The sequence below is a fragment of the Castellaniella caeni NBRC 101664 genome (genome assembly GCF_001592225.1).
Taxonomy (GTDB): domain Bacteria; phylum Pseudomonadota; class Gammaproteobacteria; order Burkholderiales; family Burkholderiaceae_B; genus Castellaniella; species Castellaniella caeni.
Genome location: NZ_BCWN01000022.1, coordinates 22,129 through 36,903, shown reverse-complemented (window position 1 = coordinate 36,903; position 14,775 = coordinate 22,129). Strand labels below are relative to the sequence as shown.

12 protein-coding genes are annotated in these 14,775 nt (G+C 64.1%); 8 read left to right on the top strand and 4 right to left on the bottom strand.

The window, feature by feature from the left end:
• Positions 1-77: 77 nt before the first annotated feature.
• The 4 genes from CCA01S_RS12630 to gabD all read right to left on the bottom strand — a co-directional run bounded on the left by CCA01S_RS12630 (position 78) and on the right by gabD (position 5,210).
• Positions 78-1,103, bottom strand: a complete 1,026-nt coding sequence (locus CCA01S_RS12630) for an NAD-dependent epimerase/dehydratase family protein (protein ID WP_066459063.1) — start codon at positions 1,101-1,103, stop codon at positions 78-80.
• Positions 1,104-1,112: 9 nt separating this feature from the next.
• Positions 1,113-2,387, bottom strand: a complete 1,275-nt coding sequence (tviB, locus tag CCA01S_RS12625) for a Vi polysaccharide biosynthesis UDP-N-acetylglucosamine C-6 dehydrogenase TviB (RefSeq protein ID WP_066459062.1) — start codon at positions 2,385-2,387, stop codon at positions 1,113-1,115.
• Between the two features lie 42 nt (positions 2,388-2,429).
• Positions 2,430-3,512: an MraY family glycosyltransferase gene (locus CCA01S_RS12620; RefSeq protein WP_066459108.1), complete on the bottom strand. Its 1,083-nt coding sequence runs from the start codon at positions 3,510-3,512 to the stop codon at positions 2,430-2,432.
• A 243-nt stretch (positions 3,513-3,755) separates the two neighbouring features.
• On the bottom strand, positions 3,756-5,210 hold the full coding sequence (gene gabD / locus CCA01S_RS12615; RefSeq protein ID WP_066459060.1) for an NADP-dependent succinate-semialdehyde dehydrogenase: 1,455 nt from the start codon (positions 5,208-5,210) through the stop codon (positions 3,756-3,758).
• A gap of 154 nt (positions 5,211-5,364) precedes the next feature.
• Between gabD and CCA01S_RS12610 the strand changes: the two genes are divergently transcribed.
• The 8 genes from CCA01S_RS12610 to CCA01S_RS12575 all read left to right on the top strand — a co-directional run bounded on the left by CCA01S_RS12610 (position 5,365) and on the right by CCA01S_RS12575 (position 14,760).
• Positions 5,365-6,147 carry an IclR family transcriptional regulator gene (locus CCA01S_RS12610; RefSeq protein ID WP_066459058.1) on the top strand — a complete coding sequence of 261 codons (783 nt, stop codon included), beginning with the start codon at positions 5,365-5,367 and terminating at the stop codon, positions 6,145-6,147.
• 394 nt (positions 6,148-6,541) lie between these two features.
• The gene (locus CCA01S_RS12605) at positions 6,542-7,117 is read left to right on the top strand and encodes a cytochrome b (RefSeq protein ID WP_066459057.1); all 576 of its coding nucleotides are present in this window, start codon (positions 6,542-6,544) and stop codon (positions 7,115-7,117) included.
• Positions 7,118-7,382: 265 nt separating this feature from the next.
• On the top strand, positions 7,383-7,991 hold the full coding sequence (locus CCA01S_RS12600; RefSeq protein ID WP_066459055.1) for a TetR/AcrR family transcriptional regulator: 609 nt from the start codon (positions 7,383-7,385) through the stop codon (positions 7,989-7,991).
• 115 nt (positions 7,992-8,106) lie between these two features.
• Complete coding sequence (gene hlyD, locus CCA01S_RS12595; RefSeq protein WP_066459053.1) at positions 8,107-9,147, top strand: secretion protein HlyD; 1,041 nt, start codon at positions 8,107-8,109, stop codon at positions 9,145-9,147.
• Entirely contained in the window at positions 9,107-10,924 is a 1,818-nt protein-coding gene (locus CCA01S_RS12590) for an ATP-binding cassette domain-containing protein (protein WP_232305118.1), read from the top strand. Before hlyD ends, CCA01S_RS12590 begins: the two co-directional genes overlap by 41 nt.
• The gene (locus CCA01S_RS12585) at positions 10,921-12,090 is read left to right on the top strand and encodes an ABC transporter permease (protein ID WP_066459050.1); all 1,170 of its coding nucleotides are present in this window, start codon (positions 10,921-10,923) and stop codon (positions 12,088-12,090) included. The genes CCA01S_RS12590 and CCA01S_RS12585 overlap by 4 nt, the downstream gene beginning before the upstream one ends.
• Positions 12,091-12,094: 4 nt before the next feature.
• Positions 12,095-13,213: an ABC transporter permease gene (locus CCA01S_RS12580; protein WP_066459049.1), complete on the top strand. Its 1,119-nt coding sequence runs from the start codon at positions 12,095-12,097 to the stop codon at positions 13,211-13,213.
• Positions 13,210-14,760 carry an efflux transporter outer membrane subunit gene (locus CCA01S_RS12575; RefSeq protein WP_066459048.1) on the top strand — a complete coding sequence of 517 codons (1,551 nt, stop codon included), beginning with the start codon at positions 13,210-13,212 and terminating at the stop codon, positions 14,758-14,760. The genes CCA01S_RS12580 and CCA01S_RS12575 overlap by 4 nt, the downstream gene beginning before the upstream one ends.
• The last annotated feature ends 15 nt before the right edge of the window (positions 14,761-14,775 follow it).

Genomic DNA, 14,775 nt, shown 5'->3' with positions numbered 1-14,775 from the left:
TCCGGAAAGAAGCTGCCAGGCCTTACGCGACTGCCCCTGTCTCGGTGGACGAAAACCCCCGGCACGCCGCTGCAGCCCTAGCGCAGGAACTGGATGTACCAGGGCATGGCCAGCTCGAGCCCGTGGAGGATGTCGAATTGCGGCTCGTAGCCCAGCAGTTCGCGCGCCTTGGAGACATCGGCCTGGGAATGGCGCACGTCGCCGGCGCGGAAGTCGGCGTAGCGCGGCGTGCGCGCGTAGCCGACCCCGTTGCGCCCGAGAATGTCGCGCAGGTAGCCGAACAGCTGGTTGAGGCTGGTGCGCGCATTGAAGGCCACGTTGTAGACCTGATTGACACCTTCCGACCCCGCCATCGATGCCAGCAGATTGGCCTGCACGACGTTCTGGATATAGCAGAAATCGCGGCTGGTCTCGCCGTCGCCGTTGATGACGACTTCCTGGTCGCGGATCATCGACGACACCCACTTGGGGATGACGGCGGCGTAGGCGCCGTCCGGGTCTTGCCGCTTGCCGAAGACGTTGAAGTAACGCAGCCCGATGGCGCGAAAATCGTAGGCGCGGGCAAAGACGTCGGCATACAGTTCGTTGACCAGCTTGGTGACGGCGTAGGGCGACAGCGGCTTGCCGATCTGGTCTTCGACCTTGGGCAGGCCCGGATGATCGCCATAGGTGGAACTGGACGCCGCATAAACGAACGACTGCACCCGCGCGTCGCGCGCCGCCACCAGCATGTTGAGCTGGCCGCCCACGTTGACAGCGTTGGTGGTCATCGGGTCTTTGAGCGAGCGCGGCACCGAGCCCAGGGCCGCCTGGTGCAGCACGTGCCGCACCCCTTCGACGGCGTGGTGGCAGGTGTCGATATCGCGGATGTCTCCCTCGATGAAGCGAAAGCGCGCCCACTGCTGCGGCGTGACCAGGCGCTGGACTTCGTCGAGGTTGTGCTGATAGCCGGTGGCGAAGTTGTCCAGCCCCACCACGGTCTGATCCAGGCCCAGCAGCGCTTCGAGCAGGTTGGAGCCGATGAAGCCGGCACACCCCGTGACCAGCCAGGTGCGCGGGCTGGCCTGAATCTCGGCGCGCGCCGCATCGTAACGTGTCGTCATGGCAAAACCTCAGAGACGCAGGTCGGATTCATTGGCCGCCAGCAGGTATTTCAGGTCGTAGAGCACGTGCTCGGACTTGCCCAGGGCGCGGATGGCCGCAGCCCCCATCTCGGCAAACTGGTGGTGCGCGACCGCCAGGATGATGCCATCATAGGCACCCTGCTGCGGCTTGGCCACCGGCGTGATGCCGTATTCGTGCTGCGCCTCGGCGGGATCGACCCAGGGATCATAGACATCGACGTCGATGCTGTATTCGCCCAGTTCGCGCACGATGTCCACGACACGGGTGTTGCGCAGGTCGGGGCAGTTTTCCTTGAAGGTCAGGCCCATCACCAGCACGTGCGAACGCTGCACCTGGATGCGGCGCTTGGTCATGGCCTTGACCAGCTGCGACACCACGTAGCCGCCCATCGAATCGTTGAGACGACGCCCCGCGAGGATGATCTCGGGGTGGTAGCCGATGGCCTGCGCCTTGTGCGTGAGGTAGTAGGGATCGACACCGATGCAGTGGCCGCCCACCAGCCCCGGGCGGAAGGGCAGGAAGTTCCATTTGGTGCCGGCGGCTTCGAGCACGTCGAGCGTGTCGATGCCCATGCGGTTGAAGATGAGCGCCAGTTCGTTGATGAGGGCGATGTTGACGTCGCGCTGGGTGTTTTCGATCACCTTGGCGGCTTCGGCCACCTTGATGGACGAGGCCTTGTGCGTGCCCGCCGTGATGATCTGACGGTACAAGGTATCGACCAGCTCGGCGACTTCGGGGGTGGAGCCCGAGGTCACCTTGCGGATGGTGGACACACGGTGCTGCTTGTCGCCCGGGTTGATGCGCTCGGGGCTGTAGCCCGCGTAGAAATCGACGTTGAATTTCAGGCCCGAGGTGCGTTCGAGCACGGGCACGCAGACTTCTTCCGTGGCCCCCGGATAGACGGTGGATTCGTAGATGACGGTGTCGCCGCGCTTGAGGATGCGGCCGATGGTTTCGCTGGCGCGCTCGAGCGGGGTGAGGTCGGGCTGTTTGTATTCGTCGATGGGCGTGGGCACCGTGACGATGAAGACGTTGGCACTCGCCAGTTCGGCGGGGTCGCTGGAAAAGCGCAGATGTGCGGCTTCGGCCAGTTCGGGGCCGGAAACTTCCAGGGTGTGGTCACGCCCGGCCCGCAGCTCATCGACACGCCGCGTGTTGATGTCGAAGCCCAGCACATCGCGCTGCTTGCCGAATTCGACAGCCAGCGGCAGGCCCACATAGCCCAGGCCGACGACGGCCAGACGGACGTCCTGAATGTTCATGAAACTCTCCCCGGCATCATTGCCGTATTGATCGAAGGAATTTTACTCGCGCCGACTGCGCCGCCCGATGGAAGGCAGCAGCAGCCAGCGGGGTCGCCGCCAGGTGACCAGGCGGATGTACAGCCAGATATAGACGGCGGCAAACAGCGCCATGCTCAGGCACAGCAGCCAGGCGCTGTCCCACCAGAGGGTGGCGGGCACCAGCCCGATGAGCGCCAGCACCCAAAGGTAGGGCGAGGTCATGGCGTTGCACAGGGCGGGCACGTCATGGCGGCTGTCGCGGCTGAAGGTGACGCGCACCAGGCGCCGGAAGACCAGCTGGTGCAGGTGCAGGGCGTCGGGCTGATCCACCGGCACGCCGCGCTTGAACTTGCGCCGCCAGATGGAAAAAAGGGTTTCGAACACCGGATAGAACAGCACCGCCAGCGCATAGAAGGGCGACACGCCGGGGTTGCGCACCACCAGCTGCACGGCCAGCTCGGCCAGCATGAAGCCCAGGAAATACGCCCCGCCGTCGCCCAGGAAGACGCGCCCGAAAGGGAAGTTCCAGACGAGAAAACCCAGGGTGGCCGACGCGAGCGCCAGGGCGATCATGAAGATGGGAATGTCTTGCACCTGCAGGGCCACCAGGGCCAGCGAGACGGCCATGAGCGTGGCGATCATGCCCGCCAGGCCGTTCATGCCGTCGATGATGTTGAGCGCGTGTGTGCAGCCGCCCACGGCGACGATGGTAAACACCAAGGAAATGACGGGCCAGTTGGACAGCAGCATGTCCACCCAGGACAGCCCCACGCGGGACACCCCGCCCAGCACCCACCAGGCGATGCCCGCCGAGATGAAGGCGGCCAGCAGCCGCTTGCCCGAACCGATTTCTTTGGTGATGTCTTCGAGCAGGCCCGCCACGAACACGGGCAGGGCCGCCACGAACAGGGCCGGCCACAGCCAGGTGAGCGTCATATTGTGCGGCCCCAGCACCAGCAGCCCGGCCAGACTGCCGGCCACGACGGCCAGGCCGCCCACGCGCGGCGCGGCCCGCTTGTGCATGGCCTGCGGCTTGTGCAGATCGTTGTCGCCCGTGAACCGGCCATGCCAGCGTTCGGACACGACGATCAGCCCGCCGACCATGAAGGCCACGATTCCGATAAGGGGCCAACTGAGCGAGGCGGACAAGCTGGAGACGTTCAAGGCGATCCTAAAAAGGCAAAACGAGATTATCGGCCAATTTTGTAACTTATGCTGCTGCGCGGAAGATACAGATGCAACAAAAGCGCCATGGAGGCGCTTTTGTTGCTGCCGCGTCCGGCGAACACAACGGTTCTTTGGACGCGTGGCGGCCCGCCCACGCGGGCCACTTGCCTGAACGTGGACTTAGAGGGCCATGCACAGGTACTTCACGACCAGGTAGTCGTCCAGCCCGTAGTGCGAGCCCTCGCGCCCCAGCCCCGACTGCTTCACGCCGCCAAAGGGCACGGCTTCGTTGGAGATGAGGCCGGTATTGATACCCACCATGCCGTATTCGAGCGCTTCGGCCACTTTCCAGACACGACCGATGTCGCGGCTGTAGAAGTAGGATGCCAGGCCGTACTCGGTATCGTTGGCCAGGGCGATGACTTCGGCGTCGTCCTTGAAGCGGAACAGCGGCGCCAGCGGGCCGAAGGTTTCTTCGCGCGCGAGCTTCATGCTGGTGGTGGCGTCGGCCAGCACGGTGGGCTCGAAGAAGGTGTGGCCCAGCGGGTGCGGCTTGCCGCCCGTGAGCACGCGTCCGCCGTGCGCCACGGCATCGGCGATGTGTTCCTGCACCTTGACCACGGCGGCGGCATCGATGAGCGGCCCCTGGGTGACCCCGTCTTCCAGGCCATTGCCCACGCGCAGCTTGTTCACGGCCCGCACCAGCTTCTCGCTGAAGGCGTCGTAGACGGCGTCTTGCACATAGAAGCGGTTGGTACACACGCAGGTCTGCCCGGCGTTGCGGTACTTGCTGGCGATGGCGCCTTCGACGGCGGCATCGAGGTCGGCGTCATCGAACACGATGAAGGGCGCGTTGCCCCCCAGTTCGAGCGACATCTTCTTGATGGTGGAGGCGCATTGTTCCATCAGCAGGCGCCCCACCTCGGTGGAGCCGGTGAACGACACCTTGCGCACCAGCGGATTGCTGGTCATTTCGCCGCCGATGGCCGACGCGCTGCCCGTGAGCACCGAGAACACCCCGGCGGGAATCCCGGCCTCTTCGGCCAGCACCGCCAGCGCCAGCGCGGAGAACGGGGTCTGCGAGGCGGGCTTGACCACCAGCGGGCAACCGGCGGCCAGGGCGGCGCCAGCCTTGCGGGTGATCATGGAGGAAGGGAAGTTCCAGGGCGTGATGGCGGCGCACACCCCGATGGGCTCTTTGGTGACCACGATGCGGCGGTCGGCGGCAAACGAGGGGATGACGTCGCCATAGGCGCGCTTGCCTTCTTCGGCGAACCATTCGAGGAAAGCGGCGCCGTAGGCGATTTCACCCTTGGATTCGGCCAGCGGCTTGCCCTGCTCTGCCGTCATGATGACAGCCAGGTCTTGCGCGTTGGCCGTCATGAGGTCGAACCAGCGGCGCAAGATGACGGCGCGCTGCTTGGCGGTGAGGGCGCGCCAGGCGCCCCAGGCGGCCTGCGCGCCTTCGATGGCGCGGCGGGTTTCGGCGGCGCGCATATTGGGCACCGTGCCAATGGTTTCGCCGGTGGCCGGGTTGGTGACGGGAATGGTCTCGGTTGAATCCGCCGCGCACCACTGGCCGTTGACGTAGGCCTGCTGGCGCAGGAGATCGGGTCGTTTCAAAGGCAACATCATCTCGCTCCGATTGATCGTTCATTATACTGAACGATATATGATATATTGAACGGAAAGATGATAGCGGCCCCTCTGGATTTCGTCAATCCGCGCGGTGGCGGCGCGTCCGTACCCGCCGCATATGGCGGCAACCTTACTCCGCCCCACGAACCCCATGCCCGCCGACAAACTCGCCGCCCCCGCCGTCGCCCGCGCCACCGCCGTCCTCGACTTCATGGCGCGCACCGGCAGCCCCGTCTCGCTGGCCACCCTGGCCAAGGCACTGGCCTTGCCCAAGAGCAGCCTGCACGGCCTGTGCACGACACTCGAACAGCTCAATCTCATCACCCGGGTGGACAGCGGATTGATGACGCTGGGCCCGCACGTCATGATGTGGGCCAACGCCTTCATGGCGCGGCTGGACATCACGCAAGAGTTTTTCGCCTCCTGGGATGACATGCGCGTGCTGCCCGAAGAAACCATCACCCTGTCGGTGCGCGACGGCGAGGAAGTGGTCTACATCGCCTGCCGCAACGGCAAGCATCCCCTGGGGCTGAGCTTTCACGCGGGCATGCGCATGCCCGCGGTGTACACGGCCACGGGGCTGGCCATGCTCAGCACCCTGCCCGACTCGGGCATCCGCAAGCTGTTTGGCGCACCCGCATACGCCTGGCCCGCGCCCTTCACCGCCAAGGGGGTGCGCGACACCGAGGGGCTCATCACCGAACTGCAGGACACCCGGCAGCGCGGCTACTCGATGGATCACGAGGGCGTGCGCGAGGGCATGTACTGCTACGGCGCCCCGGTCTTCGATTCGCACCACCCCGAAGCCGTGGCCGGCGTGGCCGTCAGCATCCGCTCGCTGGAAGCCAACCCGGCGCTCGAAGCGCGCGCGGGCCAGGCCATCCGCAAGCTGGCCGACCGGCTGTCCGAGCGGCTGGGGGCCTGGCGGGGATAAACACACTAAAACAACTCATGTTCCAGGCAGAAGGAAATCAGCTCCTGGTTGTTTTGCGCCAGAGCCCGCAGTTCACCCGCGACGAATTCACGGATCGTGAAGATCAGCATGGACGGGCGGCAGCGCTGTCATAACAACATCTTCGCAGAACGGCTCTGGCACTCGGCAAAATATGCAAGTTCGTATTCATCAAGGAAGGCCTTATAGCAACATCCGGATGAATGACAGATGAATACGTCCTTCATCATTGGTTCACCTGGTAATGCCCAGAATGACATCAAGCCCCGGCTCAATACCGGAACAATTCGGTGATATTCAAAGGAGCCATCACTATGCCTGCCAACACAAACATCGTTGCCCCTGATCCCTTGTGAACCTCGTCCAGGATGCCATCATGCAACAGCAGCCACTTGCCAACATCCAGGTTTCGTCATTTCATCCAATGTCAATCGCGGCGCACTGGTTGACCGTGATCCTTCTGATTGCCGTCTATGCGCTCATAGAATTACGAGGGATCTACCCCAAGGGCACTGCTGCGCATGATCTGATGAAGATATGGCATGAAATGCTGGGCCTGACGGTCTTCGGCCTTGTGTTCATCCGCCTGATCCTTCGCGGGATTTTTCCGGCCCCGGACATTCACCCCGCGCCACCCCTCTGGCAACACAGGCTGGCGACTGCCATGCATTGGACCCTGTATGCCTTTCTAGTGGTGATGCCGGTGCTGGGCTGGGTCGTCCTGAGCGCAAAAGGAAAGCCTGTGCCGCTGTATGGCTTGAATTTGCCAGCACTCGTTACGGCGGATCCCGCCTTTGCCAAGTCTATGGAGGCAATCCACGAGACCATTGGCAAAATTGGCTATGGCTTGATTGGTCTGCACGCGTTGGCGGCGCTTTGGCACCATTACATAATACGTGACGACACCTTGCACAACATGCTGCCTTCAGCGCACGCCAAAGGGTCGCTCTGATGCCAGTGAACTAACCTTGTTTTTCATTTGCTGACGCGATCTCGAGATCGCGTCAGCTTCATGGAAGCCAGCATACATGGATGGCCACCCACAGGTGACCATCACCTTCTCTCAGGCCCGTCACCCATCCGCAGCCCCATCGAAGTCTCGCCGAAGACTTGGCGCAGCAAGACTTCTTCCCGCAGGACGATCCAACTCGTCTTGCACCATCTGCATTTAACATATTATGATAGTGACTACTTACTAACTATTTGGAATCTGAACCGTGCGTCAACGTCCTCAATACCTGTCCGCCGAAGATCGCCGTGAAGCCACAGTGCAGGCTGTCGTCGACCTGGCGGCCGAGCAAAACCCGGCCGAGATCACGACTACGGCAATTGCCGACCGAATGGGTCTGACGCAGGGCGCATTGTTTCGTCACTTTCCTACCAAGGAAGCCATCCTGGAGGCGACGATGTCTTGGGTTGGCGAACGTCTTCTGGTTCGCGTGGACGAGGCCGCCGAAGACGCGGCATCCCCCGCTGCCGCACTCGAAGCCATGTTCATGACGCATATTGACTTCGTGGCCAAACGTCCCGGCGTTCCCCGCATGCTGTTCGGAGAGCTGCAACGCGCTGAGGAAACGCTGGCCAAGCGCATGGTGCAAAACCTGATTCGCCAGTACGAACAGCGCCTGCGCCGCCTGATGGAAGAGGGCAAGGCGCAAGGCGAACTGAGCGCGGAACTAAACGTGGAAGTCGCGGCGGCACTATTCATCGGCACAATCCAGGGCCTGGTCATGCAGTCTCTGCTGGCCGGCAATGCCAGCCAGATTCGCAGAGATGCACCCGCTGCATTTGCCATCTACCGCCGCGGCATCGGCAACAGCAAATGAAGCATTTGTCCAGTCTTCAGACAGCAGAACAATCCGCAGTCTGCTCAGGACTCCCGACCAATCAACACGGTGACACGCAGTGCAGCGCAGGATCTACTTTCGGCGGGAACCATCGATGACAAATTTGCACTTTCGCATAAGAAAAACCCATTGGGTCGTGATCATTCTTGCCCTGCTCGCTCTTGGCTGCGCACTGGCGTTCTGGTTCGCGCGCAGCCATGACCAGCAAGAGACATTGCGTCTTTACGGCAACGTCGATATCCGCGAGGTTCAACTGGCGTTCCGCCAGCCTGGGCGCGTCACACAAATGGCTTTTGACGAGGGCGATTTCGTCACAGCCGGCACGCGCCTGGCCGCGCTGGATGCGCAGCCGTATCGAGAAGCCCTTGGGGCGGCACAAGCCCAGGTACAGGTGGCGCAGGCAGAACTGGCCAAGATGCGCCGCGGCCTGCGTCCGCAGGAAATCACCCAGGCACGCGAGGCACTTAAGAAAGCGCAAGCGCTTGCAATTGATACCGAGCGCAACTTTCAACGTCAGAGCGGCCTGCTTGCGTCGGGTGCCAGCAGCCAGCGCACGGTCGATGCAGCACGCACTGCAAGAGATCAGGCGGTTGCGGGCGTCGAATCAGCCAAGGCCGTCCTGTCGCAGGCATCCGAGGGCTTTCGCAAGGAAGACATTGCTGCAGCAGAGGCGCGCCTTGCGGCCGCGCAGGCAGCCGCGGCGCAAGCCAGCACGGCCCTGGCGGACACCGAACTGACGGCACCCAGCAACGGCACCATCATTGCCCGGGTGCGCGAGCCCGGCAGCATGGTCGCCAGCCAGAGCACGGTCTACAGCCTGAGCCTGGACAAGCCCGTGTACGTGCGCGCCTACGTGGGCGAGCGGGATCTGGGCCGCATCGCACCCGGCACCGTGGTGCACGTCAAGAGCGACTTCGGGGAAAAGGTCTATCGCGGCCAGATCGGCTTCATCTCGCCGCGCGCCGAGTTCACCCCCAAGACGGTAGAGACGACGGACTTGCGCACGGATCTGGTCTACCGCCTGCGTATCGTGATCGACCAAGCCGACAGCGACACTGCCTTGCGTCAAGGCATGCCGGTGACGATAGCGATCGATGCCGAGCCAGCCTCCAGCGCGCGCACAGGGGAGCGTTAAGGTGCAGGAAAACGACACCATAGCCGCCACGCCGGTCAGTGCAAACACGGCTGCCACAGCCGTTGTCATCAAAGGCGTGGACAAGCATTTCGGCCAGGTACAGGCCCTGCGCGGGCTGAGCGCACACATCCACTACGGGCGGCTGACCGGTCTGGTCGGCCCGGATGGCGCCGGCAAGACCACGCTGATGCGCATCCTGACCGGCCTGCTGGTGCCCAATGCCGGCCACGTCACCCTGGCTGGCTTTGACGTGGTCAAGGACAACGACGCCATCCACGCCGCCAGCGGCTACATGCCGCAGCGCTTTGGCCTCTACGAAGATCTGTCGGTGATGGAGAACATGCGCCTGTATGCGCAGTTGCGCGGCATGGACGCCAATCGCAATGCCGATCTATTTGCGGAGTTGCTCGATTTCACTCGACTCGGGCCCTTCACCAAGCGCCTCGCCGGCAAGCTCTCCGGCGGTATGAAGCAAAAGCTGGGGCTGGCCTGTGCGCTGATGGCGCGGCCCAAGGTGCTGCTACTGGACGAGCCGGGTGTCGGCGTCGATCCGGTCAGCCGCCAGGATTTATGGCGCATGGTGCAGGCATTGACCGATAAGGGCATGGCCGTGGTCTGGTCTACCGCCTACCTGGACGAGGCCGAACGCTGCGAGAGCGTGTTGCTGCTGAACCAGGGGCAACTCTTGTTCGATGGCCCGCCGCAACAGCTGACGGCGCACCTCGAAGGTCGCAGCTTCCGACTGGAAAACGTCGGCACCGAGCGCCGGGCGGTTCTGACCGAGGCACTCGAACTGGAAAGCGTGAGCGATGGCGTGATCCAGGGCGCCGGGGTGCGCGTGGTACTGCGGGACGGTGCGCGGGCAAGCCAAATCCAAGCGCTGGCCGATAGCGTGCGTGTCGAACTGGCGCAGGTGCCCGCGCGCTTTGAAGACGCCTTCATTGATCTTCTCGGTGGTGGGCCAGGCGGTACATCAACCCTGGCAGAACGCCTGCCGCCGGTCGACCTGGGTTCCGACATTGCCGTCTCCTGCTGTAATCTCACCAAGCGTTTCGGCGAGTTCACCGCCACCGACCAAGTCAGTTTTGAAGTGCAAAAAGGCGAAATCTTCGGCCTGCTTGGCCCCAATGGTGCCGGCAAGTCCACCACCTTCAAGATGCTGTGCGGCCTACTGAAACCCACTGCGGGCGAGGCGCATGTGGTGGGGCACGATCTGCGCCGCGCCACCGGCGCGGCCAAGAGCCGGCTCGGCTACATGGCGCAGAAGTTCTCGCTCTACGGTCTGCTCTCGGTGCAGCAGAACCTGGAATTTTCGGCCGGTGTTTACGGACTGGAAGGCAACACCAGGCGCGAGCGCATCGCGGAAATGATCGAAACCTTCGACCTGGGCGACTGGCTGTCCGCCACGCCCGATTCCCTGCCGCTGGGGCACAAGCAGCGCCTGGCACTGGCTTGTTCGCTCATGCACCGTCCACCCGTGCTGTTCCTGGACGAACCCACCTCAGGCGTGGATCCGATCACCCGGCGCGAATTCTGGACCCACATCAACGGCTTGGCGCGCAAGGGCGTGACCATCATGGTCACCACCCATTTCATGGACGAGGCGGAGTACTGCGACCGCGTTGCCATGCTCTCGCGCGCACGCCTGATCGCACTCGACACGCCCGATGCGCTCAAGCGCGCCGCCGCGAATGCCGAACACCCCGACCCGACCATGGAGGACGCCTTCATTCACCTGGTCGAGTCGGCCGACCGCGAGTTGGAGGCCGCCGCATGAACGCCGTTGCAGAACACAAGGAAGGAGCTGCTTCGATGCAGCCCGACTTGCGCCGTTTCGACCTGCGACGCCTGGTGGCCCTGGTCACCAAGGAAAGTTACCAGGCGCTGCGTGACCCCTCGACGCTCTTGATCGCCTTCGTGCTGCCGGTGGTGTTGCTGCTGCTGTTCGCCTATGCGGTGTCGCTCGATGCCAAGGAGGTCCGCGTCGGCGTGGTGCTGGAAACGTCTGGCGCATCGGCGCAGTCGCTGGCCGCCGCCTTCTCGGGCACTCGATTCCTGAAGACGCAATTCGCCCACGACCGGCGCGAGGTGGCCGAGCAACTCGTCTCCGGTGCGCTGCGCGGCTACATCGTCATTCCGCAGGATTTCGAGCAGCGCCTGACCCAGCGCGGAGCAGAGCCGCTGGTGCAAATCATCACCGATGGCTCCTACCCCAACACGGCCAACTACGTCGAGAACTACGCCCGCGGCGTGGTGCAGTCCTGGCGCGCGGGGCTGGATGTCGCGGCACCCGCGCAGTCCGTTGTGCTGGAGCCGCGCTACTGGTTCAACCCCGAGCTGGAAAGCCGCCGCGCGCTGATCCCAGGCGCGATTGCCATCGTCATGACCATCATCGGCACCATGCTCACCGCGCTGGTGGTGGCGCGCGAATGGGAGCGCGGCACCATGGAAGCGGTGCTGTCCACGCCCGCCTCGGTGGCGGAAATCCTGATCGGCAAGCTGCTGCCCTACTTCGTGCTCGGCATGCTGTCCACGCTGGGCGCGGCGGCGCTGGCGGTGTTCGTCTTTGGCGTGCCAATGCGCGGTTCGCTGGCGGCGCTGCTGCTCTTGTCGGCGATGTTCATGGTGCCAGCGCTGGGCCAGGGCCTGCTAATTTCGTCGCTGGCGCGCAACCAGTTTCTGGCGGCGCAGATCGCGCTGTTCACGGGCTTTCTGCCAGCCTTCATGTTGTCGGGTTTCCTGTACGAAATCGACGCCATGCCAGCGCCGATCCGCGCCATTACCCGAGCCGTTCCGGCACGCTACTTCGTCGATTCGCTCAAGTCCGTGTTCCTGGCTGGCGACATCTGGGCGGTGTTCCTGCCCAACCTGGCGGCCATGGCTGCGATCGGGGCACTGTTCTTCCTGATCGCCAAGCGCGCCACGCGCAAGAACCTGGAGTGATGCCATGTGGACCTCCGCCTTCTCATTCACCCGCCTGCGCGCCCAGTTCATCAAGGAAGTGCTCAGCGTGCTGCGCGATCCGCGCAGCCGCATGGTGGTGTTCGTGCCGCCCATCCTGCAGCTGCTGGTGTTCGCCTTTGCCGCCACGCTCGAAGTGCACAACGTCGACATCGCCGTCTACAACCAGGACGCCGGACGTTGGTCGCACGAGCTGGTGCAGCGCCTGGACAGCGCCCGCTTCATCACCCACGTCCGGCATGTGGACAGCCAGCGGCAGCTGCACGAGATGATCGATCGGGGCGAGGTGATCGCCGCGCTCGCCATCCCCGTGGATTTCTCGCGTACCATCGCCGCCGGTGGCAGTGGCAAGGCCCAGGTGGTAGTCGATGGCCGTCGCAGCAACTCGGGCCAGATCACCGTCGCCTACCTGTCCACCATCGCCGCCGACGTCGGCGCCGAAGCCGTGCCCGACGCGCAGGCGCCGACGCCCGTGGTCGTGCGCCACTGGTTCAATCCAAACCTGATCTACCGCTGGTTCATCGTGCCCGGCCTCACAGGCATCCTGGCGCTATTCAGCGCGCTGCTCATCACCTCGCTGTCGATCGCACGCGAGCGCGAACTGGGCACCTTCGACCAGCTGCTGGTGTCACCCACCTCGACGCCGGAGATCATCATCTCCAAATCACTGCCGGCGCTCGCCATCGGCACGCTGCTGGGCCTGTCCATGATCAGCGTCGGCGTGTTCCTGTTCGGCATCCCGTTCACCGGCTCGTTTGCGCTGCTGCTCGTGAGCCTGGTGCTGTTCATCCTGTCGGTGGTCGGTATCGGCCTGATGATTTCCGCCGTCAGCATGACCCAGCAGCAGGCCATCCTGGGAGCGTTCGCCATCGGCGTGCCGGCGGTACTGATGTCGGGCTTTGCGACGCCTGTGGAAAACATGCCCCTCGTCCTGCAATGGCTGGCCCAGGCGATTCCGCTGACCCACTTCCTCATCATCGTCGAGGGCAGTTTCCTCAAGGCCATGCCGCCCGGCGACATTCTCGCCAGCCTGTGGCCCCTGGCGGCCATTGCCCTGACCACGCTCACGATGGCCACCGTATTCGTCCGAGGACGTCTGCAATGAAAACCACAGCCCGTCACTCTTCCTCGCGCACGCCCGCTGCGGAGCCAACACCCAGGCGCCTGCACCCACTCGCACTGGCCCTGTCCTGCGTGCTGTTGACTGCCTGTGCGGCCGTGGGCCCCGACTACCGCGAGCCGCCTCCGGTGGATATCGGCGCCGGTTGGACCTTGCCACTGACGAGCGAATCGCAGTCTGCAGATCTGGCGCGCTGGTGGTCCGCGTTCCATGACCCCATCCTCGACCGTCTGATGGGCACGGCGCTGGCACAGAACCTGGATCTGCGCCAAGCCGCGGCACGCATTGACGAAGCGCGTGCGCTGCGCGACCGCGCGGCAGGAGATCGACTTCCCGCCGTTAGCACCGGGGCCAGCGTCAATCGGCGCCGTCAAAGTAAAAACGGCCCCTTGCCCGTGGGCTCCGTCCCTGGGCTCGACGCCACCCAGACCATTTACGACGCGGGCTTTGACGCCGCCTGGGAGGTCGATCTGTTCGGCGCCAAGCGCCGCGCCCTGGAAGGCGCCAGCGCTCGCCTGCAAGCCACCGAAGTCGAAACACAGGGTGTGCGCATGCGCATCGTGGCCGAGGTCGCTCGCACTTGGTTCACCGCTGTTGGCGCTCATCAGGAATTACAAGCACAAAGAGCCATATTGGGCACGCTGCAGAAAACTCTGGAGCTGATACGCTTACGCCACGCGTCCGGCGATGCATCCGCCGCCGACGTGGAGGCTGCGTATGCGCAATGGGCCGCTGTCAATGCGCTGCTGCCGGATATCCAGGCACGTCAGCGCGCCGCAGTGCTTGGCCTGAGCGTGCTTTTGGGCGCCCCACCAGAGCGTGAATTGGCCTTGCTCGACGGCCCCTTGGTGCCGAGCACGCTGCGGGCCCTGCCGGTGGGCGAGCGTGCCGACCTGCTGCGCCGCCGCCCCGACGTGCTAGCTGCGGAGCGGCGCCTGGCGGCAAGTTCCGCCGATATCGGCGTAGCCACGGCCGAGCTGTTCCCCAAACTCTCCATCGGTGTGGGCGGGGGGTTCCAGGCGCTCAGCACAGGCAACTGGTTCGATGCGTCCAGTTCGCGTTTCTCCATCCTGCCGCTGGTTTCCTGGCGCCTGTTCGACGGTGGCCGCGTGCGCGCCGAAATCCGGGCGCGCGAGGCCGCCGAGCGGCAGGCTGCACTCGCCTATGAGCAAGCGGTATTGGCGGCGCTGGGCGACGCCGAACGCGCCCTGGGCGACTATCACGGCGGACTGGACACATTGAAGCGCCGCGCCATGGCCCTGGATGCGGCACGAACCAGCTACGGCTATGCCAAGGCCCGCTACGCCGCGGGCGATGTGCCTCTGGTGGAACTGCTGACCGCCCAGCGCAGCCTGCACGAAGCCGAGACCGCCGTTGCACGCGCGCACACCAACGCCGCTGTGCAATTGGTGGCGCTGTATAAGGCGCTCGGGGGCGGCTGGGATGCGCCTGCGCGAACAGCGTCAACCCCGGCCCGGTTCCTGCGGAAGTCCGGCGCAGAAACGCTTTCCATCCCATCCATTCATGGGTGAACGAACCCACGCCGC